General features: G+C 50.5%; 5 tRNA genes. All 5 read right to left on the bottom strand.

What is annotated here, in order from left to right:
* Positions 1 to 4: 4 nt before the first annotated feature.
* A tRNA-Gly gene (locus A5877_RS07385) sits at positions 5 to 75 on the bottom strand.
* A gap of 7 nt (positions 76 to 82) precedes the next feature.
* Positions 83 to 155, bottom strand: a tRNA-Phe gene (locus A5877_RS07390).
* A gap of 8 nt (positions 156 to 163) precedes the next feature.
* Positions 164 to 237 (bottom strand) — tRNA-Asp (locus tag A5877_RS07395).
* A gap of 39 nt (positions 238 to 276) precedes the next feature.
* Positions 277 to 350 (bottom strand) — tRNA-Met (locus A5877_RS07400).
* A gap of 66 nt (positions 351 to 416) precedes the next feature.
* Positions 417 to 506, bottom strand: a tRNA-Ser gene (locus tag A5877_RS07405).
* Position 507 lies beyond the last annotated feature (1 nt).

Raw genomic sequence — 507 nt, forward strand, 5'->3', positions numbered from 1 at the left:
GCAAAGCGGGTGACGAGAATCGAACTCGCGACAACAGCTTGGAAGGCTGTAGTTTTACCACTAAACTACACCCGCATTCCTATGGCGCGGGACAGAATCGAACTGCCGACACATGGAGCTTCAATCCATTGCTCTACCAACTGAGCTACCGAGCCAAAAACAACGGTCTGGACGGGACTCGAACCCGCGACCTCCTGCGTGACAGGCAGGCATTCTAACCAACTGAACTACCAAACCAGAAGCTTTGTATTGCTGCTTTGCCGTTAAACAAAGCGATTGCGGGAGCAGGATTTGAACCTACGACCTTCGGGTTATGAGCCCGACGAGCTACCAGACTGCTCCATCCCGCGATAAGTAATTACTTTTCAGTAATTAAAGGACTGTGATTCTTTTGCTCGCAACAAAAGAGACAGTTAAGGAGGATAAGGGATTCGAACCCTTGCACGGTTTTACCCGCCTGACGGTTTTCAAGACCGTTCCCTTCAGCCGGACTTGGGTAATCCTCCA

This window comes from Enterococcus sp. 3C7_DIV0644 (assembly GCF_002141235.1).
Classification (GTDB): Bacteria; Bacillota; Bacilli; order Lactobacillales; family Enterococcaceae; genus Enterococcus_D; species Enterococcus_D entomosocium.